This is a genomic window from Methylobacterium sp. NEAU K (assembly GCF_030700285.1).
Lineage (GTDB): Bacteria > Pseudomonadota > Alphaproteobacteria > Rhizobiales > Beijerinckiaceae > Methylobacterium.
The window spans coordinates 14,539-37,361 of the sequence record NZ_JAUYZJ010000032.1 but is presented as its reverse complement, the minus strand read 5'-3'; the positions used below and the strand labels follow the sequence as shown (position 1 = coordinate 37,361).

21 protein-coding genes are annotated in these 22,823 nt (G+C 68.8%); 7 read left to right on the top strand and 14 right to left on the bottom strand.

Annotation, left to right across the window (positions count from 1 at the left end):
• The first annotated feature begins 359 nt into the window (after nt 1-359).
• Nucleotides 360-1,286, top strand: a complete 927-nt coding sequence (locus tag Q8W67_RS21335; protein WP_305549751.1) for a dihydrodipicolinate synthase family protein — start codon at nt 360-362, stop codon at nt 1,284-1,286.
• A 190-nt stretch (nt 1,287-1,476) separates the two neighbouring features.
• On the opposite strand, the gene Q8W67_RS21330 is transcribed toward Q8W67_RS21335, so the two are convergent.
• The gene (locus tag Q8W67_RS21330; RefSeq protein ID WP_370693925.1) at nt 1,477-2,694 is read right to left on the bottom strand and encodes a pyridoxal phosphate-dependent aminotransferase; all 1,218 of its coding nucleotides are present in this window, start codon (nt 2,692-2,694) and stop codon (nt 1,477-1,479) included.
• A 284-nt stretch (nt 2,695-2,978) separates the two neighbouring features.
• Here Q8W67_RS21330 and Q8W67_RS21325 point away from each other — a divergent pair, with 284 nt between their 5' ends.
• From Q8W67_RS21325 to Q8W67_RS21310, 4 genes are read left to right on the top strand one after another with little or no spacing between them, the layout of a single operon-like run.
• A complete protein-coding gene (locus tag Q8W67_RS21325) occupies nt 2,979-4,397 on the top strand; it encodes a cytochrome ubiquinol oxidase subunit I (RefSeq protein WP_305549747.1) in 1,419 nt (472 codons plus the stop codon).
• A gap of 7 nt (nt 4,398-4,404) precedes the next feature.
• Nucleotides 4,405-5,412 carry a cytochrome d ubiquinol oxidase subunit II gene (gene cydB, locus Q8W67_RS21320; protein ID WP_305549745.1) on the top strand — a complete coding sequence of 336 codons (1,008 nt, stop codon included), beginning with the start codon at nt 4,405-4,407 and terminating at the stop codon, nt 5,410-5,412.
• Nucleotides 5,412-5,534 carry a DUF2474 family protein gene (locus tag Q8W67_RS21315; RefSeq protein ID WP_305549743.1) on the top strand — a complete coding sequence of 41 codons (123 nt, stop codon included), beginning with the start codon at nt 5,412-5,414 and terminating at the stop codon, nt 5,532-5,534. Before cydB ends, Q8W67_RS21315 begins: the two co-directional genes overlap by 1 nt.
• Before the next feature lie 55 nt (nt 5,535-5,589).
• Nucleotides 5,590-6,168, top strand: a complete 579-nt coding sequence (locus tag Q8W67_RS21310; protein ID WP_305549741.1) for a GbsR/MarR family transcriptional regulator — start codon at nt 5,590-5,592, stop codon at nt 6,166-6,168.
• A 201-nt stretch (nt 6,169-6,369) separates the two neighbouring features.
• Here Q8W67_RS21310 and Q8W67_RS21305 read toward each other — a convergent pair whose 3' ends face one another.
• Nucleotides 6,370-8,028 (bottom strand): porin, encoded by a 1,659-nt coding sequence (locus Q8W67_RS21305; RefSeq protein WP_305549739.1) that lies wholly within the window; start codon nt 8,026-8,028, stop codon nt 6,370-6,372.
• Nucleotides 8,029-8,785: 757 nt separating this feature from the next.
• On the opposite strand from Q8W67_RS21305, the gene Q8W67_RS21300 reads away from it, so the two are divergent.
• On the top strand, nt 8,786-8,971 hold the full coding sequence (locus Q8W67_RS21300; protein ID WP_305549737.1) for a hypothetical protein: 186 nt from the start codon (nt 8,786-8,788) through the stop codon (nt 8,969-8,971).
• 83 nt (nt 8,972-9,054) lie between these two features.
• Here the strand turns inward: Q8W67_RS21300 and Q8W67_RS21295 are convergent, their stop codons facing one another.
• On the bottom strand, nt 9,055-9,426 hold the full coding sequence (locus tag Q8W67_RS21295) for an EAL domain-containing protein (protein WP_305549735.1): 372 nt from the start codon (nt 9,424-9,426) through the stop codon (nt 9,055-9,057).
• Nucleotides 9,427-9,786: 360 nt separating this feature from the next.
• On the opposite strand from Q8W67_RS21295, the gene Q8W67_RS21290 reads away from it, so the two are divergent.
• Nucleotides 9,787-10,185, top strand: coding sequence for a hypothetical protein (locus Q8W67_RS21290; RefSeq protein ID WP_305549733.1), 399 nt, complete (start codon nt 9,787-9,789; stop codon nt 10,183-10,185).
• A gap of 978 nt (nt 10,186-11,163) precedes the next feature.
• Here the strand turns inward: Q8W67_RS21290 and Q8W67_RS21285 are convergent.
• The 11 genes from Q8W67_RS21285 to Q8W67_RS21235 all read right to left on the bottom strand — a co-directional run bounded on the left by Q8W67_RS21285 (nt 11,164) and on the right by Q8W67_RS21235 (nt 22,765).
• A complete protein-coding gene (locus tag Q8W67_RS21285; protein WP_305549731.1) occupies nt 11,164-11,445 on the bottom strand; it encodes a Rieske (2Fe-2S) protein in 282 nt (93 codons plus the stop codon).
• 61 nt (nt 11,446-11,506) lie between these two features.
• Entirely contained in the window at nt 11,507-12,211 is a 705-nt protein-coding gene (locus Q8W67_RS21280; RefSeq protein ID WP_305549729.1) for an ABC transporter ATP-binding protein, read from the bottom strand.
• Nucleotides 12,204-13,019 (bottom strand): ABC transporter ATP-binding protein, encoded by an 816-nt coding sequence (locus tag Q8W67_RS21275; protein ID WP_305549727.1) that lies wholly within the window; start codon nt 13,017-13,019, stop codon nt 12,204-12,206. The genes Q8W67_RS21280 and Q8W67_RS21275 overlap by 8 nt, the downstream gene beginning before the upstream one ends.
• Nucleotides 13,016-14,050 (bottom strand): branched-chain amino acid ABC transporter permease, encoded by a 1,035-nt coding sequence (locus tag Q8W67_RS21270; RefSeq protein WP_305549725.1) that lies wholly within the window; start codon nt 14,048-14,050, stop codon nt 13,016-13,018. Before Q8W67_RS21270 ends, Q8W67_RS21275 begins: the two co-directional genes overlap by 4 nt.
• Nucleotides 14,047-14,919, bottom strand: coding sequence for a branched-chain amino acid ABC transporter permease (locus Q8W67_RS21265; protein ID WP_305549723.1), 873 nt, complete (start codon nt 14,917-14,919; stop codon nt 14,047-14,049). The genes Q8W67_RS21270 and Q8W67_RS21265 overlap by 4 nt, the downstream gene beginning before the upstream one ends.
• Nucleotides 14,920-15,014: 95 nt before the next feature.
• On the bottom strand, nt 15,015-16,163 hold the full coding sequence (locus Q8W67_RS21260; RefSeq protein WP_305549721.1) for an ABC transporter substrate-binding protein: 1,149 nt from the start codon (nt 16,161-16,163) through the stop codon (nt 15,015-15,017).
• 37 nt (nt 16,164-16,200) lie between these two features.
• On the bottom strand, nt 16,201-17,400 hold the full coding sequence (locus Q8W67_RS21255; protein ID WP_305549719.1) for a 2Fe-2S iron-sulfur cluster-binding protein: 1,200 nt from the start codon (nt 17,398-17,400) through the stop codon (nt 16,201-16,203).
• Entirely contained in the window at nt 17,397-18,263 is an 867-nt protein-coding gene (locus Q8W67_RS21250) for a xanthine dehydrogenase family protein subunit M (protein WP_305549717.1), read from the bottom strand. The genes Q8W67_RS21255 and Q8W67_RS21250 overlap by 4 nt, the downstream gene beginning before the upstream one ends.
• The gene (locus Q8W67_RS21245) at nt 18,260-20,614 is read right to left on the bottom strand and encodes a xanthine dehydrogenase family protein molybdopterin-binding subunit (RefSeq protein WP_305549715.1); all 2,355 of its coding nucleotides are present in this window, start codon (nt 20,612-20,614) and stop codon (nt 18,260-18,262) included. Before Q8W67_RS21245 ends, Q8W67_RS21250 begins: the two co-directional genes overlap by 4 nt.
• Nucleotides 20,611-21,489: an alpha/beta hydrolase gene (locus tag Q8W67_RS21240; RefSeq protein ID WP_305549713.1), complete on the bottom strand. Its 879-nt coding sequence runs from the start codon at nt 21,487-21,489 to the stop codon at nt 20,611-20,613. Before Q8W67_RS21240 ends, Q8W67_RS21245 begins: the two co-directional genes overlap by 4 nt.
• Before the next feature lies 1 nt (nt 21,490).
• Complete coding sequence (locus Q8W67_RS21235; RefSeq protein ID WP_305549711.1) at nt 21,491-22,765, bottom strand: amidohydrolase/deacetylase family metallohydrolase; 1,275 nt, start codon at nt 22,763-22,765, stop codon at nt 21,491-21,493.
• Nucleotides 22,766-22,823 lie beyond the last annotated feature (58 nt).

Below are 22,823 nucleotides of genomic sequence, written 5' to 3'. Positions count from 1 at the left end.
GGACGGCAACAGGTCACGCGTCCCACACAAAGGCGCGACCGCGACGCCTACCCGGAGCGGTGAGACCCGCGGTGGCGGTGCGAGTCCACGGGGTCTTGGCGCCGGGTCCACCGTGCCGTTCACGACGTCTTCCCCGGCCGGAGCGTCGACAGGGTCTGCAGGAATGGTCGGACGGGGAGCGGCCGGGCACTCCGAGCGCTAGGAATCTGTGCCCGACAGCGGTACGCCTTCGACGCATGGTATTCGGGTCTCGGTCCCCGGGTCGATCCTGGAGGAGCAAGGCCGTATCCCGGGCCGGCCCGTGAGGGCATGTTCGCGTGAGCCGGCGCGCGCGGCCCGCCTCGGCGGAAGGATCGCACATGACCTCTCCCGCCCAATCCTACCGGGGCGTCTTTCCGGTCGCCCCCACGGTGTTCGACGCCGCGGGCGCCCTCGACCTCGACGGGCAGCGCCGGGCGATCCACTTCATGATCGATGCCGGCAGCCAGGGCCTGTGCATCCTGGCCAACTTCTCGGAGCAATTCGTCCTCACCGACGACGAGCGCGAGACCGTGATGCACGCGGTGCTGGATCAGGTCGCCGGTCGCGTGCCGGTGATCGTGACGACCACGCATTTCTCCACCCGGGTCTGCGCCGCGCGCTCGCGCCGCGCGCAGGAGGCCGGGGCCGCGATGGTGATGGTGATGCCGCCCTATCACGGCGCCACGATCCGGGTTCCCGACCTCGGGATCTACGACTTCTTCCGCGCCGTCTCGGATGCGATCTCCATCCCGATCATGATCCAGGACGCGCCGGTGGCGGGCACGCCGCTCTCGGCCGCCTTCCTGGCGCGCATGGCCCGGGAGATCGAGAACGTCGCCTATTTCAAGATCGAGACCGCCGGGGCGGCGGGCAAGCTGCGCGAGCTGATCGCACTGGGCGGCGACGCCGTCGTCGGCCCCTGGGACGGCGAGGAGGCGATCACCCTGATGGCCGACCTCGATGCCGGCGCCACCGGGGCGATGACCGGCGGCGCCTATCCGGACGGCATCCGGCAGATCACCGACGCCTACGCGGCCGGCCGCCGCCAGGAGGCCCTGGACGCTTACGAGCGCTGGCTGCCGCTGATCAACTACGAGAACCGGCAATGCGGGTTGCTCGCCTGCAAGGCGCTGATGGCCGAGGGGGGCGTGATCGCCCACGAGACGGCACGGCTTCCGATTCAGCCACTTCATCCGGCGACCCGCGCGGGCCTGATCGAGCTCGCCCGCCGCACCGACCCGCTGGTGCTGCGCTGGGGGCGGTGAGGTGGAGCTTATCGGGCCTGATCGAAGGATGCGGGCATCGACCCGGCACAGGCGCGCGCCCTCCCCCTCAGAGGGGGACGCGTGCGCCATTTCCGGAGTGAGCCTCAATTGAGCCCTCGCGCCAACCGAATCGCACTGTGCGAGGCTCTGCTAGGCGTGCAGGCGAAGGAGTTGCGGACCGCCTCCGGGATCAGTGTGCAAACCCGGACGAACTCCGCCCCAGCACGGCGGTCAGCCGGGCCACCGCCTCCCGCGCCAGCGCCGGGCTGATGGCGAAGCAGATGCGGACGAGGCCTTCGCCCTCCGGCCCGAAGGCGGTGCCCGGTGCGACGCCGACCTTGGCGTCGCGCAGCAGGCGAAAAGCCAGGTCGAGGCTCCGCTCGTCGCCCGCGATCCGGGCCATGAGGTAGAACGCCCCGTCCGGCGGCGCGACCGTGACGCCGGGCAGGCGCGAGAGTCCGTCAACCAGGATCGCACGGCTCTCGGCGCAGCGGTCGACCATCGTGCGGATGAAGCCGTCGCCCTCCTCGAGGGCCGCGATGCAGGCGTGCTGGATGAAGCTCGGGATTGAGGTCGTGCTGTACTGCCCGAGCTTGGCGAAGGTGGGCGCGAGGCCGCGCGGAAAGATCACCCAGCCGGCCCGCCAGCCAGTCATCGCCCAGTTCTTCGAGAAGGTGTTGGTCACGATCAGGCGGTCATCCTCCGTGCAGATCTGCAGGAAGGACGGCGCGATGCTGTTGCCGTAGGTGAAGTGCGCGTAGACCTCGTCCGACAGGATCCACAGGCCGCGGGCGCGGGCGAGGTCGCGCAGGGCCTTCATTTCTGACAGCGGCATGGTCCAGCCCGTGGGGTTCGAGGGCGAGTTCACCATCACCACCCGGGTGCGCGGCGTCAGTGCCGCCTCGATGTCGGCCAGCGGCAGCGCGAAGCGTCCGTCAGGCAGGATGCGGTACGGCACCGTCACGGGCACCCCGCCAGTGATGCGGACCGCCTCGGCGAGGTTCGGCCAGGCGGGCGACGGGATGATGATCTCGTCGCCCGGCTCCAGCAGCACCTGCGCGGCCTGCATGATCGCGTTCATGCCGCCAGCGGTGATGGCGAAGCGGTCCGGCGGGATCTCCGCACCCCAGTGCCGCGCGTGGTAGGCGCCGAGCGCCGCCCGCAGGGCCAGCAGGCCGAGCGAGGTGGTGTAGCGCGTATGCCCGGCCATCATTGCCCGGTGCGCCGCCTCGACGATGAACGGCGGGGTCGGCAGGTCGCCCTCGCCGATCCAGAGCTTCACCACCTCGGGATCGTCCCTGCCGCGATCCGCCACCAGGCCGATCTGGCTCGTGCCGATGCCGCGGATGCGCGCCGAGAGCGCGGCGGCGAGGTCGACGGGGGGCGCGGACACAACAGCATCGGCCATGGTTCGTGACAGCTCTCGTTATGGCGGGGCAGCTCGCCGAGGCCACCTAGCGTGCGGCGCCACGGCCCGATGGCGGGCATCGCGCCTGCAAGGTCCCGGCTTCTGGGGAATCTCCGGGAGCCTGCCGTGTCCGGATCCGCGCGTCCAGGCCCTGTTGGCGACCCTGCCCGGTACGGGACGCTCGTCGGTGAGGCATCCGGCGCCAAGACGCAATTTATCGACTTTTCAGAATTTTCTGAAATTGCTATATGCAAAGCCATTGACCCCCGAGCCGGAGATCCGACGTGCTCGCCAATCTGGACCCCCTGATCCTCGCCCGCATGCAGTTCGGCTTCACGGTGGCATTCCACATCGTGTTCCCGGCCTTCTCGATCGGCCTGGCGAGCTTCCTCGCCGTGCTGGAAGGCCTGTGGCTCGCCACGGGGCGACAGGTCTTCATGGACCTGTTCAAGTATTGGATTAAGATCTTCGCCATCGCGTTCGCCATGGGCGTCGTGTCCGGTTTGGTGATGTCCTATCAGTTCGGCACGAACTGGTCGGTGTTCTCCGACAAGACCGGCCCGATCCTCGGCCCGATGATGGCCTACGAAGTGCTCTCGGCCTTCTTCCTGGAGGCGGGCTTCCTCGGCGTGATGCTGTTCGGGATGACCAAGGTCGGGCCGCGGCTCCACTTCGCCGCGACCCTGATGGTGGCGTTCGGGACCTTCTTCTCGGCGTTCTGGATCCTGTCGGTGAACTCGTGGATGCAGACGCCTTCCGGCTACGGCACCAACGCGCAGGGGCAGTTCGTGCCCCAGGACTGGTGGGCGGTCGTGTTCAACCCCTCCTTCCCGTTCCGCCTCGTGCACATGGTGCTGGCGGCCTACCTCACGACTGCCCTGGTGGTCGGCGCGGTCGGCGCGTGGCATCTGCTGCGCGATCGAGCCAACCCGGCCGCCCGGACGATGTTCTCGATGGCAATGTGGATGGCCGCTCTGGTGGCGCCGGTCCAGATCCTCGCGGGCGACGCGCACGGGCTCAACACCCTGGAGCACCAGCCCGCCAAGGTCATGGCCATGGAGGGCCATTACCGGAGCCATCCGGACGGGGCGCCGCTGGTGCTGTTCGGCCTGCCCGACCAGGAGGCCGGCACCGTGCGCTACGCGGTGGAGATCCCGAAGCTGTCCTCGCTGGTGCTGAAGCACAGCCTGGATGCGCCGCTGGCGGGCCTCGACAGCCTGCCGCGAACGGACTGGCCGCCGGTTCCGATCGTGTTCTGGTCGTTCCGCATCATGGTCGGCCTCGGCATGCTGATGGTGTTGCTGGGCGGCCTGAGCCTGCTCGCGCGCTGGCGCGGCACGCTCTACGCGTGGCGCCCCCTGCACCGTTTCGCCGTCGCCATGGGACCGGCCGGCTTCGTGGCGGTCCTGGCGGGCTGGATCACCACGGAGGTCGGGCGCCAGCCCTATACGGTGTACGGCCTGCTGCGCACGGCCCAGTCCGCCTCGCCGCTCCAGGGGCCGGCCGTGGCCGCCTCGCTCACCGCCTTCGTGGTGATCTACTTCTCAGTGTTTGCCATGGGCACCCTCTACATCCTCCGGCTGATGGCGCACCCGCCTCATGCCGGCGAGACCGGGATTGAGCCCGGCGCGCCGATCCGGACTGCGGGCATCACGCCCGCCCCCTCGGTCGATCCGGACCGCCACCTCCAGCCGGCCGAGTGAGGCAGCCATGGCCTACAGCGTCGATCTCACCGTGGTCTGGGCGTTCGTGATCGCCTTCGCGGTCTTCGCCTACGTCGTCATGGACGGCTTCGATCTCGGCATCGGCATCCTGTTCCCGGCCCTGCGGCCGGGGCCGGAGCGGGATACCGCGATGAACTCGATCGCCCCGGTCTGGGACGGTAACGAGACGTGGCTGGTGCTCGGCGGCGGTGGCCTGTTCGCGGCCTTCCCGCTGGCCTACGCGGTGATCCTGCCGGCCCTGTACGCGCCGATCATCGCCATGCTGCTCGGGCTGATCTTCCGCGGCGTCGCCTTCGAGTTCCGCTGGCGCGACCCTCGCCACCGCGCCGCCTGGGACTTGGCCTTCACGGGAGGATCCCTGGTGGCTGCCCTGGCACAGGGGATCGCGCTCGGCGCCCTGCTGCAGGGCATCGCCGTGGAGGGTCGCGCCTATGCCGGCGGCTGGTGGGACTGGCTGACGCCGTTCAGCGTGCTGGTCGGGGTGAGCCTCGTCGTCGCCTACGCGCTGCTCGGAGCCACGTGGCTGGTGATGCGCACCGAGGGTCTGCTCCAGCTTCAGGCCCGCCGCTTCGCCCTGCGCCTCACCGTCGCCACGGTGGCGGCCATCGCGCTCGTCAGCGCGGCGACCCCGTTCCTTCAGGGGCGCTACTTCGAACGCTGGCTGACGATGCCGAACGTCCTCGTCTCCGCGCAGGTGCCGCTCCTCGTGGCGCTCGCCGCCTACGCCCTGTGGCGGACATTGCGGGGTGGGGCCGAGCGGAGGCCGTTCCTGATCGCGCTCGGCCTGTTCGCCCTCTCGTTCGTGGGGCTGGGCATCAGCATCTTCCCCGACGTGGTGCCGGGCCGGATCACGATCTGGCAGGCGGCCGCTCCCGAGGCCAGCCAAGTGTTCATGCTGGTCGGCGCCTCGATCCTCATCCCGGTCATCCTGATCTACACCGCGTATTCATACTGGGTGTTTCGCGGCAAAGTCGACGCGCACGGGTATCACTGATGGCCCCCGCGACGACTCTTCCGCTCTGGAAGCGCCTCGCCTGGTTCGCCGCGATCTGGGGCGCGAGCGTCGTCGGCCTCGGGGCCGTCGCGACGCTCCTCCGGTTCTGGCTCAAGACCTGATAAGCCGAGCGCGACGCCGGCGAGGCCGGGGTCGAGCCTTCGTCGGATCGCTACCGTGCAACTGCCTCCGCTCGTCCAGACCTTCGTGCTGCATTTCGGCGAGATGGGCTCCCGCTGGGGCATCAACCGGACCGTGGGGCAAATCTACGCCCTGCTGTTCGTAGCCGAGCGACCCCTGAATGCCGACGAGATCGTCGAGCGGCTCGGCGTGTCGCGCTCCAACGTGAGCATGGGCCTCAAGGAGTTGCAGGCCTGGCACCTCGTGCGGCTCCAGCACGTGCCGGGGGACCGGCGGGACTACTTCGCGACCCCCGAGGACATCTGGCAGATCGTCCGCACCCTGGTCGAGGAACGCAAGAAGCGCGAGATCGACCCGACCCTGACGATGCTACGCGAACTCCTGATGCAGGAGGCGGACACTGAGGCGGAGCGCCACGCCCAGGCGCGGCTCGGGGAAATGCACGACCTCTTCGAACTCTTCGCCGGCTGGTACGCCGACGTGCGCCGCCTGGACACCGAGCGGCTCGTCCAGCTCCTCACCCTCGGCGCGAAGGTCCAGAAGGTGCTGGAGATGAAGGACCGCCTGACAGGCTTGCCGGGCCGGCTCGGCGGGCGAGCGGGCAAGCCGAATTGACGCGGACCGACCCGGCACCGCGTTCAGCGACGCCCCCAGGCCTCGTGGCCGTCGGCAGGCTGCCGCTCCTCACACCCGGGACTTCCGCCCGCCGATGCCGGCCGGTCGCCGCGGGCAACAGGCCTCGCAGGCCGATGCTTTGCCAGATTGGCGGCATCGCCGGACCGGCTGCCGCGTCGGCGGCGAGCACGATGACCGGGATCAGAAATCTCGTATGATGCGCAGACGGATCTGCGCCGTGTCGGCAGAACTGCTTGCCCGGATCGGCACGCCGTTCACGTTGATCCCGTTCGGGTTCTTGTTGGCATCATTCGTCACGCCCTGCAGCAGAGCAGCGCGCACGTATTCGCCTTCCAATCCGATGTCGAGATCGCGCACCGGCGACCAGATGAGGCTCGCGCCTGCCACGATCAGGCTCGTGTCGCGCAGGGTGTTGCTATAGCCGAACGCCGCGAGGTTGGCCGCATTGATGGTGCCGTTCGAATTAAAGATCGGAGCCAACCCGAATCCGATCGTGGCCAGTTGATACCGATCGGCCTTGCCGAACCTTGCCTCGCCGTAGCTGGCAAAGACGGCGGAACGCCATTCCGGCGTCCAATTGTGCAGCAACGCTCCGACCAGCGTGAAGCTTTCGGACAGATCGAATTTGCCGTTGACCGGATTGACCACGGCATCCACGAGGTACCGCTGGATCGGGGAGCCGTTGAAGATCACAGAGGAGACCAGCCCGCCAGCGCGGAATTGTTGAATGCCGGTATAAGATTCGGCACCGCGGCCGTATGATCCCTGCAAGTAGAGAATGTCGCCGGGGGCGATGAATGGGAGATTGATTTTGATGCCAGCCTGCACGGCCCAGCCGTAAGCACTAGAGGAACGGGGAACATTTGCGGCCGCGGGCGCGGTTCCACCGTTGATGCCGGCGAGGAAGGCGGCATTGCCGCCGTTGATCTCGTGGATGGCGGCGGAGACTTGGGTCGAACCCCAATCCGAATCATAGCGCGCGACGCCCACGAAGTCCGGGAGGCGGCTCTTCTGTGTGGCGTCTTCAAGAGCGATGACCGTCGGCATGCCGACCGCATTCCGGGCGACGATGATGGGCGCCACGGCCGTCGCGTTTCCATACGGATTGAAGACCCCGAATGCCGTCGGTGCCGCTTCGGTGGCCGTTCCGCTCGCATAGACCGGCTGGCGCCGTTGGAGGGGATCTTCCATCGACACCGTCGCAGAGAACCCGGGCGCGAGCTTTGCCGTGTAGGCGAGCAGGTTCGTGGAGGACACGTCCGACCCCAATGACCCGCGCGAGATCTCAAGGTCGTGCGCATAGAAATCGTAGAAGGACGACGCTCGGCCAGCTGTCAGGCCGGCAAACTGGATGAAAGCCTTGTCGGCCTGCACATAGCCCTGAGCGCGGCTGTAGGCATCGGGGCCGAGCCCTGGGAAGGCAGCGCCGAAACGCTGAAGCGTGCCGGACGTCTCGGGGGTCGATCCGGTACGGCTGGCGAGTTCAAGGCGCACGAAAGCACGCAGTATCCCATAGTCCGTTTGCGTTCGAGCATCGAGGTTGAGCCGCAGGAGCCCGCGGTACTGCGAGATATCGCCGTTCGTCGTGCTCCGGTTGGCCGTGCCTATAACGCCATACTCAAAACGCGCACGGCCACCGACACGCAGGCAGGTGTCGGTTCCTGGCACGTAGAAGAAGCCCACACCTTCCGCCGAGCACACGCGGACATACGCCACAGCGGCACCCTTCTGATCCGGGAGTTCCGCTGCATCGACGTTGCCGATCGCTGCAGTCCCGAACACCAGCGACGCCACGGCCGCTCGCAAGCGTATCCTCCGCGCCTCGTTGCCGACGTCCATGGATTCCCGACGGGGTGAAAGCTTCCTTGCGCCGCTTACTTCAGAGAATAAAATTGTATAACTACCGCAAGACATAGAACAAGTTCTCGTGTAAATCAAAATTACCGTATCTATCGGCAATATATAGATCGAGTCAACACTGCCTAGGCGGCATATCTCGACGACAATCCCACCGACATGGTATCTGCGGCACGTTGGCAACAGGGCTTGGAACGATCCCAAGCCGTGCCTGCACGTTGGAATAATCTCGGTTTCAAAGCCTTTGACCTGCCCGGTCTTTCGGAACGGACCGAGAGGCCGCCGCATGATGGCGGCTCCATGCCGCCGAAAGGCGCAAGCGCCCGCCACGGAAGACGAAACGGGGTCGGCGGGAGGACGTCGAAACGGAGACCGAGGACCGCCCGCCGGGGCGATCGGCTTCTCGCGGCCGGTCGGGCTCGCGGCGGCGATAGGGATATCCATCCGGCGGGGCGGCGACGGGCTGGATTCCGTTCCTAGAATTGGCTATTCGTCCGAGCGGGGCGGTACGCGCGGCCCTGGGGCGTGGAAACCCCTGTTTGACGGTTTGGTGCCGGCCGTGACGGCACCCGAATCCTTGACCGCGCGGTCGGGGAGCCTGCGATGCATGTCCAGGCGTCCCGGCGCTAAAGGTCGTAGGGACCGTTCAAGCACGGTTTTCCAACTCCCCGACTACGGGTGGTCGAGAGGACTTGTTTGCGGGGGCGTACCGCAGACATGAGCTTGCCGGGGGTGGACCATGGGTTCCAACGATCCCGAGTTGCGGGCGCGCCAGCTCGCCGCCCTGCGCGCGGTCTACGAGTCCTGCCCGGGACGGACCGACGATCGCACCGCCAGCGGGATCACGCGGCACACGAAAGCGCTGCTGGGCAGGATCCTCATCGTGTTGGGGGGATTGCAGGAGGGCACAGGGACGCGGCGATAATGCCACCGGGCAGACGCGGATGAGGGCCGGCCCGATGCATCGGTGAGCGACGGCGCGCGGACCTCGGCCGCCTGCCGGACCGCTCAGGCCATCCGTCGCGCTGCGCGCCGGGCCTCGGTGACCGCGTGCGGGATGCGCTCGATCAGCGCGCCGACCTCGCGGGACGGGCGCGCCGGGCTGCACAGAAAACCTTGCGCCGTGTCGCACCGCCGCCGGAGAAGCTCGGCCTGCTGCGTCGTCTCGACTCCCTCCACGGTGACGTCGATGCCGCGGCCCCGCGCAATGACCGCGATCGCCTTGATCACCCCAAGACATTCACGGCGACTGCTCAGGTTGCGCACGAAAGCATGGTCGATCTTGAACTTTTTGACCGGTAACTGGGTCCGATAGCTGAGCGACAAGTAGCCCGCGCCGAAATCGTCGAGCGCAAGCCTCACACCGCGCGCGTAGCGCACGCAGACTGTCCAGGACATGCGCCGGGTTCGCCGATTTCTGCGCGGACGCCGTCGATGAGGTAGGGCGCGCACAGGGCCGCCACGGCGGACCCGGCCAGAGCCTCCGCTTCCGCGGGGGTTCCGGCTGCGGTGGAGGATTGCGAACTCGCCGCCGCCGAGCCGGAAGACCTGCGCTTCCGCCCCGAAGGTCACCGAGACGGGACGCGACCTCTCGGCGAACGAGATCGAGCAAACATCCATGGCGTGCGGCATCGTCAGGATCGGCGGAGACAAGGACCGTTCGCGGGATGACAGAGGGCCCGGAATTTGCTTCAAAAAGTGACTCCCGGCCGAGCACGCAAAGAAAAAGGGCCATCTGACGTGAGAAAGGCCGCTCTGGGTGCTGTCATAGCGCTCCTGCTCTCTCAATCCGCCATCTATGCTCAAGATATCATTGGATTGGACGCGCCGGACTCGCCAAGTTCGGGCGCGCAATCGGACGTGGAGATGCGAGCAAGGGTCGCGGCCGAGTTTCCGGACACCCTCTTGATCCGCTTCCGCAATGTCAGGCGCATCACCTCGGAAGCCGGGCACGAGGTCGAGTTTTGCGGCCAGGTGAGTGCTATGGATCCTGGGCGGCCTGAGCCGAATTACCAGGTTTTCCTGTATGAGCGGACCGGCACGACCGAAAACGTACGCATCCTCGGCGCCGACGCCTTGAATGGCTTCCGTATTGGGCGAAAGATGATCGGTGCCTTGAAGCGTGTCGGATGTCTGTGAACCCCATCCTCCCGGCCTTGGACGAGATGCTGGCGCCGGCGCACTGCGACGTGTGACGTCGCTCGGCGACGTCCGACTTCATGCCGAATCGTGGTGGGCGAGCTTGGCTAAGCCGGCCATCGCCCCCAAGCAGACATTCGGACTCCGGTGGCCGCCCCGCGATTCCGACGGACCGGACAGAGGCTTCGGTCGCGTCCCCGGAGTGGAACGACAAAAATCGCGAAGTCGTCGAGCACCCTTGAGCGTGACCGAACGAATGGCAGGCCGTCGCTGCCCAACCCGAGAAGATCGCCGTCGGAATGACGGGTATTTTAGGAGCTTGCCACCACTCTCGGTTGGATCAAGAGACGGCGGATCCTAATATAAATTTTACTTTCACCTGTCGACGCAACCGGCTCGCAGGTTCGCGATTTCTGCTATGCGTCCCCCAAGCGCGTCGTCGCTTGGCAGAGCGAGGAGTTATTGACAATGCGTCTCTCGATCATAGCCGCCGGGCTGCTTGCTGCACTTGAAATGACCGCACTGACGAGTCCCGCAGCGGCGGTTCCTGCCGGACCGGACGCGAAGGTCGCGGCCCCCGCCGACATGTTGACGGCTGTCCGCGCACGGCGATCGGCTCGCCGAGCAGGCCTTGTTCGCCACCAGCGCTTCCAGTTCAACAAAGTCACGCGTGGCGCACCGGCTGGGAGTTCAGGTGGCAATGCAGTCACCGGCAGCGGCGCGGCTCCCAGCGGAAAAGATTAGATTTTCGATCCTGCAATGTGGTGTGAACGATCGAGCCCGAAACGTTCGGGCTCTTTCGTCCATCGTTTCGTTCGGCGGCGAGATCGCGCTTGCATCGCGAGCCAGTCTCGTCTTGTCCACCCACCCCTGACCCGCGCCGGGTCTTCCGGGGGCTCCACCTGTCATGCCCAGATCGATTTGCACCCCTTGGCTGCGTGACCCGAACCAAACGGACTCCGGGAAATCCGGGGCGGTTCACTCCGACCGGCGCGGCGAGTCCCGTTTCATCCTGAGCCAGAGCCCGTCGGGCGCTGCCTCGACGTCGAACAGGCGAAGGGCGCGAAACGACCAGCTCGGCGAGACAGATCCGTCCTGAAGGTCGAAGGAGGCAAGATGCCTGGGGCAGAATAGCCGTCCGCCGGCGCACCGCCCGAGAGACAAATCAGCGCCCTCGTGCGGGCAGGCTCGTTCGGTCGCCACGATCCGCTCACCGTCTCGCACGAGAAGCAGGTGGTGCCGTCCCACGATGATCGGCATCAAGGTTCGACCGCCGAGAAGGTCGTTGGGGCCGAGGCGGATCCGCTCCGGCCGTTCCGTCTCAGCCACCGAGGTAGGCTTCCCGCACATGGGGATCGGCGATGAGGGCTTGTCCCGTCCCCTCGAGCACGATGCGGCCGGTCTCGATCAGGTAGGCGTAGTCGCAAAGTTCGAGGGCCGCGAACGCGTTCTGCTCGACGAGGAGCACGGTCGTGCCGGCGTCGCGGATCGCCCGGATCACCGCGAACATCCGCTCGACGATGTTGGGCGCCAGACCCAGCGACGGTTCATCGAACAGCACGAGTTTCGGACGACCCATCAGGGCACGGCCGATCGCCAGCATTTGCTGCTCGCCGCCCGACAACGTGCCGGCCGCTTGGTCATGGCGCTCTGCGAGGCGTGGGAACTCCCCATAGATGCGCTCCAGATCCGTCTTGATGGCCGTCCGGTCGCGGCGCAGATACGCGCCCATGGCGAGGTTTTCGGAGACCGTCATCTGCGGGAAGACGCGTCGTCCTTCCGGGCAATGGGCGATACCCTCGGCCAGGATGCGGCGGGGCTCCGCGCCCGCGATGTCACAGCCGGCGAACCGGATCGCGCCGGAGCGCGGCGAGACAAGGCCGGAGATCGCCCGGAGCGTCGTGGATTTGCCAGCCCCGTTCGCCCCGACGAGGGCCACGAGCTGGCCCTCGCGCACGTCGATCGTGAGCCCTTTCAGGGCGGTGACGTGGCCGTAGCCGCAGACAAGGTCGCGGATCTCAAGCATGGACCGCCTCCCGGGCAGACGCGGCGGCCTGCCGGGCGGCGCTGCCCTGGCCGAGATAGGCCTCGATCACAGTCGGGTCGCTGCGGATCCGGTCCGGCGGCCCCTCGGCGATCAGGCGACCGTAGTTGAGGACGACGATGCGGTCGGAGACCTCCATCACCATCGGCATGTCGTGCTCGACGAGCAGGATGGTGATGCCGCGCTCGCGGATCTGCCGGATCAGCCGCACGAAGACGCGCGTCTCGGAGGCGTTCATCCCCGAGACGGGCTCGTCGAGGAGGAGCATGGCGGGCTCCGTGGCGAGCGCAAGTGCCACCCCGACGAGGCGCTGCTCGCCGTAGGCCAGGGCGCCGGCCTTCTCCCGCGCTCTGTCAGCGAGGCCGACCCAGTCGAGGAGCGCCTCGGCGCGGGCCCGCAGGCGGGTCTCGCTGGCGCCCGAGCGGCCGAGAAGCGCATCGAGGAGCGGCGTTCGGCTGATCCGGGCGCCGTGCCTGTGCAGGCCGATCATCACGTTGTCGAGCACCGTGTCGTCCGGGAAGACGCTGGTGCGCTGGAAGGTGCGGGCGAGGCCGAGGCGGGTGATCTCGTGGGGCTGCAACCCTCTCAGCCCGGTGCCGCGGAAGCGCACCGCACCCTGGCTGGGCTTCAGGAACCCAGTCATGACGTTGAAGGCGGTAGTCTTGCCGGCCCCGTTCGGGCCGATCAGGCTGACGATCTCACCTTCCTGCACGTCGAAATGCAAATCCGCGATGGCGACGAGGCCGCCGAAGCGAACGCCGACATGCTCGACCGAGAGGACCGCGCTCATCGCTGCACCGCCGGATTGGCTTCGAGAACGGGAACGGCCCTGGCCGGTCGGCCACCGAGCAGCACCGCAAGGCCCGGCACGATGCCCCGCGGCATCACGAACAGGATCACGATGAGCACGACGCCGTAGACGATCCACTGGGCTTCCGGCGCCATGACCGGGCGCAGCGCCACGGGCAGCAGGCCGAAGATCAGCCCGCCGACGACCGGCCCCATCAGGGTGCCCTTGCCGCCCGCCACGACCATGATGACCATGCTGACCGTGGTGGCGAACAGGAACACGTCGGGGTCGATGATGCGCAGGTAATGGGCATAAAGACTGCCCGCCGCGCCGGCCATCGCGGCCGAGATCACCGCCGCCACCGTCAGCGTCCGGGTGGCGTTGATGCCGACCGAGAGCGCCAGCGGCTCGTTCTCCTTGAGGCCTCGCATCGCCCGTCCGAAGCGCGAGCCGACGAGGCGGGCAATCGCGAGGTAGCAGAGCGTGCCCACGCCGAGCACGAGGTAGTAGTTCTGCAGTTTGGTCTTGAGGGTCCACATGCCGAGGCCCGGCAGGCCTAGCGTGATCGCCGGAATGTTGGTGAGCGCCAGCGGCCCCTGGGTCAGCTCTACCCAATTGAGGGCCACGAGCCGCACCACCTCGGCGAAGGAGATCGTCACGATGACGAAGTAGGCGCCGCGCACCCGGAAGGAGAGCCGCCCGATCAGGTAGCCGCACGCGCCTGCCGCGACCGTCGCGAGCAGGAACCCGAGAGCCGCCGGCCAGGGCTCGTGCACCGCGCGGATGCCGAATCCGAGATCCACGTCGAAGCCGAGGCTCGTCAGCGCGCTGACATAGGCGCCGATGCCGAAGAAGGCGATATGGCCGAGGCTGAGCTGCCCGGTGAAGCCGAGGAGCAGGTTCAGGCTCATCGCGCCGATCGTCAGGATGCCCGTCACGATCAAGGCGTTGAGGAGGTAGGGGTTGGGGCCGAGCGCCAGCGGCAGGACCACGAGGCCGGCGAGGAGCGCGAACGGGAGAAGCCGGCTCATCCGATGCGCTCCGCTTTCGCGAACAGCCCGGTGGGCTTGTAGAGCAGGACCGCGATGATGATCAGGAAGCCCATCGCGTCCCGGTAGCCGGAGGAGACGTAGCCGGCGCCCAGTTCCTCCGCGAGCGCCAGGATGAAGCCGCCGATGGCTGCGCCGGTCACGTTGCCGAGGCCGCCCAGGATGACGATCGCGAAAGCCTTGAGCTCGGCGAGCCCGCCCATCTGCGGGAACACCACGTAGACCGGACCGAGCAGGGCGCCGGCCGCCGCCGCGAGCGACGAGCCGAGCGCGAAGGTGGCGGTGTAGATGCGGTGCACGTCGACCCCCATCAACGCCGCGGTGTCGGCGTCCTGGAAGGCGGCGCGCATGGCTAGCCCGAGCTTGGTGCGGTTGATCAGCGTGTATGTGAGCGCGATCAGGCCGAGCGCGGCACCGAGCACGAACAGGCGCAGCCAGGAGACCGAGACCGGGCCGATCTGGAGAGGCGCCTCGGGAAAGGGCGAGGGAATCGCCTTGGCGACGCCGCCGAAGATCCAGAGCGTGCCCGATTGCAGGACGATGCCGGCGCCGATCATCACCAGCATGGTGGTGTCGATGTCCGAGCCCCGGAACGGACGCAGCAGCACCAGCTCGATCGCGGCCCCGAGGAGGAGGCCGCCCAGGATCGCCACCGGCAGCGCCAGGAAGAAGTTCAGCCCGAGAGCGGCCGCGGCGAGGTACATGACGTAGGCACCGACCGTGTAGAGCGCGCCGTGGGTGAAGTTCACGACGTTCATGATCCCGAAGATCAGCGTGAGGCCGATCCCCAGCAGGGCATAGGTGCCGCCGAGGATGAGCGCGTTGACGAGGTGCTGGATCAGTTCGTCCATGGGCGGCCTCCGGGAATGGCGCCCCGGCCGGGAGAGGGCCGGCCGGGATCGAGGGGACTGGCCTGAGGACGGTCAGGCGGACGGCACGGCAGCGCTCAGAGCGACGGCACGACCACGCGGCCTGCCTTGATCTCGATGAGGTAGACGTCTGGCTTGCTCTGCCCGCTTTCCTTGCCGGCAGGACCGGTTTTGGCGAAGCGGATCGGCCCGTTGAGCCCGACGAAATCGACCGACCAGAACGCCTTGGCGATGGCGGCCGGATCGGCCGAGCCGGCCTTCTCGATCGCGTGCGCGATCGCCCGGATGCCGTCGTAGCCACGGAAGCTCTCGGTGACGCCGGCGAACGCGAAGCCGCGCTTCTTCCACGCGTCGATGAAGGCTTCGGTAGCCTTCGGGTCCGGTGTCCTGTCGGGCGACCACGGCAGGAACGTCGTCAGGTGCATCGTGCCATCGGCGGCCGCGCCGGCCTGGGCGATGATCTGGTCCGGGTTCTGGGAGCCTCCGGTGGTGATCACCCGCTTCTTCAGGCCGAGGGCGGCCATCTGCTTGAACAGGAGCACGAGCTGGTCCACGGAGCTCGTGATCATGATCGTGTCGGCATCCGAGGCCTTCAGCTTGGCCAACTGGGCGCTCATGTCCTGCGCGCCCTGATCCATGGTCTCGACGAGGCCGACCGTAACGCCCTTGTCCTTGAGCATCTTGCCGAAATCGGTCGCCGCGCCGCGGCCGAAATCGTTGTTGAGGACCAGGAAGTCGACCTTCTTCATGCCGAGGCGGTCGACCATCGGCGCGAAGGTCTCGGCCTCCAGGGACGAGGGCGGCGAAATGCGGAACACGTAGGGATTGCCCGACGTGGTGATCTTGCCCGACGAGGAGGTCTCGACCAGCATCGGCGTCTCGTAGTCCATGAGCTTGGGCATCACGGCGAGCGTCAGGCTGGAGCCCCAGGCCCCCATCATAACCGGGGTCTTGTCGCTGGTGATCAGCTTCTCGGCCACCGAAGCGGCCTCGGTCGGGTTGCTCTTGTTGTCCTCGATGACGAGTTCGAGCGTCTTGCCGAGGACGCCGCCCTTGGCGTTGATCTCGTCGGCGGCGATCTTGGCGCCGTTCACCACGTAGGTGCCCGAGGCCGCGAAGGGCCCGGTCAGCGGCTCGTTGACGCCGATGCGGATCGCGTCCGCCCGGGCGGCCGTCGCCGCGAGGGCCAGTAGGATCGCGGTCGTGAGGGTGAACCTGCCAAGCATTCTCGTGTCTCCGGTGCGGGGGAACAGTGGGGTGCGGTCAGGAGCGGCCGAGCCACGCCGCGAGGCGCGCGCGGATGAGACTGAGGAGCAGGTGAAGCGGATTGAGACCGGCAGGCGCCGGGACCGCAGCGCCCGATAGGCGCGCATCGAGGTTGCGGACGAGATCCGCCGCGATGCGGCCGGCGAGGTCGCGCACGAGGCCGGGGCGGCCGAACTGCGCGAGCGGCCCCGTCAAGGTGTAGCCGACATCCAGCTCGACCCGGGCCGTGCCCGGCGTCGGTCCGGATTCGACCCGGTAGCGGATTTGTCCCTCGGTGGCCGAGCGGCCACCCGCATCGCTGCCGGCCCCATGGACCGAGCCGCTCCGCGCCGCCTCGTCCCGCTCGATGCGGGCACGGCCGCGGAATGTGGCGGCGATCGGCCCGATCCGCACCTGCAGGCCGCCCTCGACCGCATCGGGCGCGGGCCTCGCCGTGAGCACGGCCCCCGGCAGGCAGGCAGCGACCGCCTCGATGTCGCCGAGGAGCGTGAAGACCGCCTCGGGCGGGTGGGCGAGATCGAGCGCCTGCGTGAAACGGTGAGCGGGCTCGAAGGCCGCGGCAAGGTCCGATACCGCCGCGGGAGCGACCGAAGCGACGGGGCTCGTCAGACGGCGCACCGGCGCGACGATCGTCTCGCCAATCCGGGCACCGACCGGGCCGAGGGCGCGTGCCGCGCCGGTCTCGGGGAGGATGCCGCGCCCGCGTCGGTCCGCGATCACCGCCATCACCGCCCGCACGATGCCGGCATAGCCGGTGCAGCGGCAGAGATTGCCGGACAGGGCGACGCGAATCCGTCGCTCGTCGGCGTCCGGCAGACGCAGGACCAGGTCACGCGCGGCCACCAGCATGCCGGGTGTGCAGTAGCCGCACTGGAGCGCATGCTCACGGTTGAAGGCGGCGCGCAGCTCACCCGCGATCTCGTCCGCGTCCAGGCCCTCGATCGTGGTGACGGCGGCGCCGGCGCAAGCGCCCGCGAAGGTGAGGCAGGCGCGGGCCGGCTCGCCGTCGAGGAGTACGGTGCAGGCGCCGCAGACGCCGTGCTCGCAGCCGAGATGCGTGCCGGTGAGGTTGAGCCCCTCGCGCAGCACGTCGCCGAGATGGCTCCGCGGCTCGGCCTCGACCCGCAGCGAGCGGCCGTTGACCGTCAGCGGGAGGGCCATGCGGCCCGTCCCAAATTCCGCCAGCGCGGCGCTCATGCGGCCTCCGGAAGATTTAACGGCACGGGCTTGGCGGCCTGCGCCACCGCGCGGGCCAGGACCGTGACGTGGACGTGGCGCTCGACCGCGTCCGTCATGCCGGCGGCGCGCAAGGCCGCGTCCGCCGCCGCCGGGTCGAAGCGGTCGGCGAAGTCGGCGCCGATGCGCCCGCCGAAGAGCGGGCGGGCATCGGCGAGGAGCACGGGCGGCCCCTCGACCGCGCCGATCACCGCGCGGCCCCGGCCCTGGCCGGGTTCGAGGCGCACGGCCCCGATGGCGTGGGCGAACTCGCCGATCTTCGCGCAGTGCTTGACGTAGCCCCAGGCCGCGCCTGCCGGCAGGGCCGGTACGCGCACGGCGACCAGGATCTCGGCACGACCGAGGGCGACCGTGAGCGGTCCGGTCACGAAGCGCTCAACCGGCAGGGTCCGGCACCCGTCGGGGCCCGCGATCTCGACCTCGGCACCGAGGGCGGTGAGGGCGCTCACCCAGTCGGCGGCCGGGTCGGCATGGACCAAGCTGCCGCCGACCGTGCCACGGTTGCGCACCGGCCGGTAGGCGATCGCGGCGGCGACCCGCCGGAGGGCGCCCCGGGTGAGGTCGCGCACGCGCCCGTCCTCGATGTCGGCGTGGGTCACGCAGGCCCCGAGCACGAGCGTGTCGCTCTCGACGCGCACGGCCCGTAACTCGGGCACGCCGGTGATGTCGAGGATGAGATCTGGCTCGACCAAGCGCAGGTTCAGCATCGGCCCGAGGGACTGGCCGCCCGCGATCAGCTTCACGTTGCCGGGGGCCTCGGCGAGGCGCGCGAGGAGCGCGGCGAGGCTGTCCGGGCGCTCCCAGGCGAAGGCGACGGGCTTCATGCGGCCTCCCGCGCGGGTTCGGGGGTCGGCCGGGCGGCGAGCACCGCCTCCACGATCCGCCGGGGGGTGATGGGGGAATGGAGCAGCTCGACGCCCAGCGGCTGGAGCGCGTCGTTGACGGCGTTGGCCAGCGCCGCCGGGGGCGCGATGGCGCCGCCCTCGCCGATGCCCTTCTGGCCGAAGCGCGTGTAGGGCGAGGGCGTCTCCATATGGTCGATGCGGGCCATCGGCACGTCGGCCGCGCCGGGCAGCAGATAGTCGGCGAAGGTCGAGGCGAGCGGCTGGCCGCGGTCGTCGAATCGCATCTCCTCGAAGAGCGCCGTGCCGATCCCCTGCGCGAGGCCGCCGTAGATCTGGCCGTCCACCACCAGGGGGTTCACCAGCGTGCCCCCGTCCTCGACGATGACGTAGTCGAGGATCTCGACCGCCCCGAGATCGGGATCGACCGCCACCACGGCCGCGTGCGCCGCGTAGGAGAAAGTGCCGGAATCCCGCACCGGCTTGTAGCCGGCGGTGACTTCGAGGCCGCCCGGATCGGTGTCGGGCGCGAGGTCCTGCGGGCGCCGGTACCAAGTGCGGGCGATGGCCTCGAGAGGAATGTCACCCGAGGGGCCGACCACGTGGCCGCCCTCGAAGCGGCAATCCTCGGGCCGCGCCTGGAGCAGGTGGGCGCCGATCCTGACGGCGCGGGCACGCAGCTCCTCACAAGCCGCCGCCACCGCGCCGCCCGCCATCACCATCACGCGCGAGCCCCAGGAGCCGGTGGAGTAAGGCGTCATCGCAGTGTCGCCGTGGACGAGGCGAGTGCGGGCCACCGGGACGCTCAGGATCTCGTGGGCCACTTGGGCGAGGGTGGTTTCGAGGCCCTGGCCGTGCGAGTGCGCGCCGATCCGCAATTCCAGGCCGCCATCCGGTGTCAGGCGGGCGCTCGCCTGTTCGTGGCCGGGGACCATCGGGATGCCCCAGCCGGAATAGACCGAGGTGCCGTGCGCCGCCTGCTCGCAGTAAATCGACAGCCCGAGGCCGATCCGGCGCCCGTCCGGCTCGCCCTGCCGCTGTCGGGCGCGGACCGCCTCCACGTCGATGGCCTTCAGCGCCCGGGCGAGCGCCTCCGGATAATCGCCGCTGTCGAAATGCTTCTTCGTGATGTTTTCGAACGGCATCTGCTCGGGCCGAACGAGGTTCTTCTCGCGCACCGCCTCGGGCGGGATCCCGGCCGCGCGGGCGACCGCGTCGAGGACGAGTTCCAGAGCGAAGCAGACGCCCGTGCGGGCCACGCCCCGGTAGGGCAGGATCGGGCATTTGTTGGTCGCCACCGACCACGTGCGGCAGCGATACGCCGGGAAGTCGTAGGGGCCCGGCAGGATGCTGGCGACCTGCGCGGCCTCCAGGCAGGCCGAGAACGGGTAGGCCGAATAGGCACCGGAATCGACGGTGGCCTCGCAATCGATGCCGCGCAGGGTGCCGTCCCGCTCGGCGTAGGCGGTGATGCGGTAATGATGCTCGCGGCAATTGGCGTTGGCGGTCAGGTGCTCGCGCCGGTCCTCGAGCCAGCGGACCGGATGGCCGCAGCGCAGCGCGAGCCAGGCGAGCGCCACGTCCTCGGCGAGCAGGATCGCCTTGTAGCCGAAGCCGCCGCCGACATCGGGCGAGACGATGCGGATGCGCCCCTGTTCGATCCCGAGACATTCCGAGAGGCCGTTGCGCACGATGTGCGGCATCTGGGTGGCGGTGTGGACGACGAGCTGATCCAGGCGATGATCGAGCTGCACCACGGTGCCGCGGCCCTCGATCGGCGCCATGCATTGGCGGCCCGTCGAGATGGTGCGGCTGACTTTGATCGGCGCGTCGAGGGCGCTCTCGAAATTCACGTCGACCACAGTTTCCAGGAAGACGTTGTCGCCCCAGTGCTCATGGACGAGGGCGGACCCCGGTTCACGTGCGGCGAGCATGTCGTGGACGGCGGGCAGCTCCTCGAGATCGAGCACAACGGACGCGGCGATGTCCTCGGCCTCGGCGCGGGTCGGCGCGACGCATAGGGCAACGAGTTCGCCCACCTGCCTGACCTTGCCGGTGGCGAGGACCGGCTGCTCAGAAACCTTGAAGCCGGGCAGGCCCGAGACCGCGCGGATCGGCAGCACGCCCGCCAGGTCGGAGGCGGTGAACACGCGATCGCGATACGCCTCCGGCACGTGGATGGCGCGGATCCGGGCATGGGCCAGCGGGCTGCGCACGAAGGCGACGTCCTGCATGCCCGGCAGGCGGATATCGGCCACGTACTGTCCGCGCCCGCGCATCAGGCGGTCGTCTTCCTTGCGGGGCAAGCGTGCCCCGACCCCCTCGCCAGTCATCGGGCACCTCCGAGAAGCGCCTGCGCCGCGCGGACCAGGATGCCGTCGGGCCTGCGGAAGCCGTTGAGGATCGAGAAGTGATCGGCGCCCGGCACAGGCAGCAGGGCGCCCGGGGCATGGGCGGCGCTGCGCAGGGCGTGGAAGTTGCGCGCGTCGTGGATCAGGGCCGGGAGTTCCCTGCTGCCGTAAGCCAGCGTCATGGGCTTGGCCGTCACGGGCAGCCGCAACGGCGACAGGGTCTCGATCTCGGCGCCGGTCAGCCGGAGCTTCTCGTTCAGGTACGTTTCGCGGATCGGGGCGAGGTCGTAGACGCCGGAGATCACGAGCGCCGCCACCACGGCAGAATGCTTGAGGTGGAGGGCGGCGAGCTGTGCCCCCGCGGACCAGCCGGCCAGGACGATCGGTCCGCCGATCCCATTGGTGGGTCCGTCCTCTGCGAGCCAGTCGAGGGCGGCCCCGATCTCCGCGACGATGCCGGCGAGGCTGGCGTCGGGTGCCAGGGTGTAGCCCGGCATCGCCACCGACCAGCCGGCCGCGTTCAGGCCCTCGGCGAAGCAGGCGAAGTCGGCCCTGGCGTTGCGCTGCCAGTAACCGCCATGGACGAAGACGAGGCAGGGCGCCTGCGCGTCCGCCGCCGGGTAGAGGTCGAAGGCGGTGCGATCCCCTTCCGCGTAGGGGATATCGAGGCCATCCGGGTGCGCGGCCCGGTAGGTCGCCGAGGCCGCGTTGCGGGTCGCGACCTGGGCCGCGCTGTCGGGAACGCCCGCATTGTTGTCGTAGCAGGCGCCCCGGGCCGCCGGGTCCAGGCCGTCCCAGCGGCGGCGCGGATCCGGCGGTGTCGGGTCGTCGAGGACGAAGGCGGGCACCGGCGCCATCTCAGGCCGCGATCGCCTGGGGCAGGATCGGCGAGTCGGCCTCGAAGCGCCTGCCTGCGCGCAGGCAGAAGGCGGGGCGCAGCAGGCGCTCGGCCACCACCCGCGTGTCCTCGTTATCGCGCAGCAGGAAGCGGCCGCGGTCGTCGTGCAGCACCGAGACGTCGGCCGCGTAGCCGACCCTGAGGGCGCCGATCCGGTCGCTCATACCCAGCATCTCGGCCGGGTGCGCGGTCACCATCGGCACCACCTCCTCCAGCGGGATACCCAGCGCCATCATTGAGCTCATCGCCTGGGTGAGGCTGAAGCGGGCTTGGCCGAGGAAGGGGTGGTTCTCGTCGTCGTGGTGCTCGTCCGGGGTGCCGGCGGGCTGGGGCACCTCGGTGTTGTAGCCGTGCATGTCGGCGCCCAGCGTGTAGGGGATCACGCCGGCCGGCAGCGAGGCCCGGGCCACGCGGTAGGAGAAATGGCTGCCGTGGCCGACATCGACCTTGAGCCCCGCCTCCATCGCCCGGCGGATGATGTGGTGGACCTCGCCCTGCTCGTTGATGAAGCCGCCCGGATGGCGGGTGAAGGGATGGGCCAGCACGTCGCCCGGCCGCAGCAGCGGGATCACACGCTCGACGATGGTGTCGGCGTCCTCGCCGTTGGCGCCCGATTCCGGCAGGCCCCAGAGCTGGCCGAAATGCACATAGAGCGGCAGATCGGAGCGCCGGCTGATCTCGGCCGCCATCTCCATCACCTTGATGCCCCAGCGGGCGAAGCCGCCGATCTCGGCGTGCCCCTTGATGCCGCGCACGAGGTCGCGGTTCTCGGTCGCCGACTTGACCGTCGCGTCGATGTCGACGCCGTCCGGGCTGTACAGGTTCGGGTAGAAATGCCCCTCGAGGCCGCCGACGAGATAGGCCGACAGGAAGGCCAGCACCCGCGTGTCGGAGCGCTCGGCGATGAAGTGGCGGAAGCCCGGCAGTGTCATGCAGGAAGGGCCGCCCTGGTCCACGACCGTGGTGACGCCCGAGCGGACTCCGACCATGTCGGGGTTCAGGCCGAAGCGGCCGGTGACGTACTGGTAGACGTGGGCGTGCGTGTCGATCATGCCGGGCAGGACGAGCTTGCCAGAGACGTCGATCACCTCGGCGGCAGCCGACGGCAGGATGGCTTCCTCCACCGCGGCAATGCGCCCGTCCTGCACCGCCACGTCGCGGATGCCATCGACGCCGGAAGCGGGGCAGATGACCCGGCCGCCCCGCAGAATCAGATCGTAGCGGCGATTGTCCATCTCGACCTCGTGATCCAGGCCGGCTCGCGCCGGCCTCGCCCTTGCCAAAAGCGAAGCA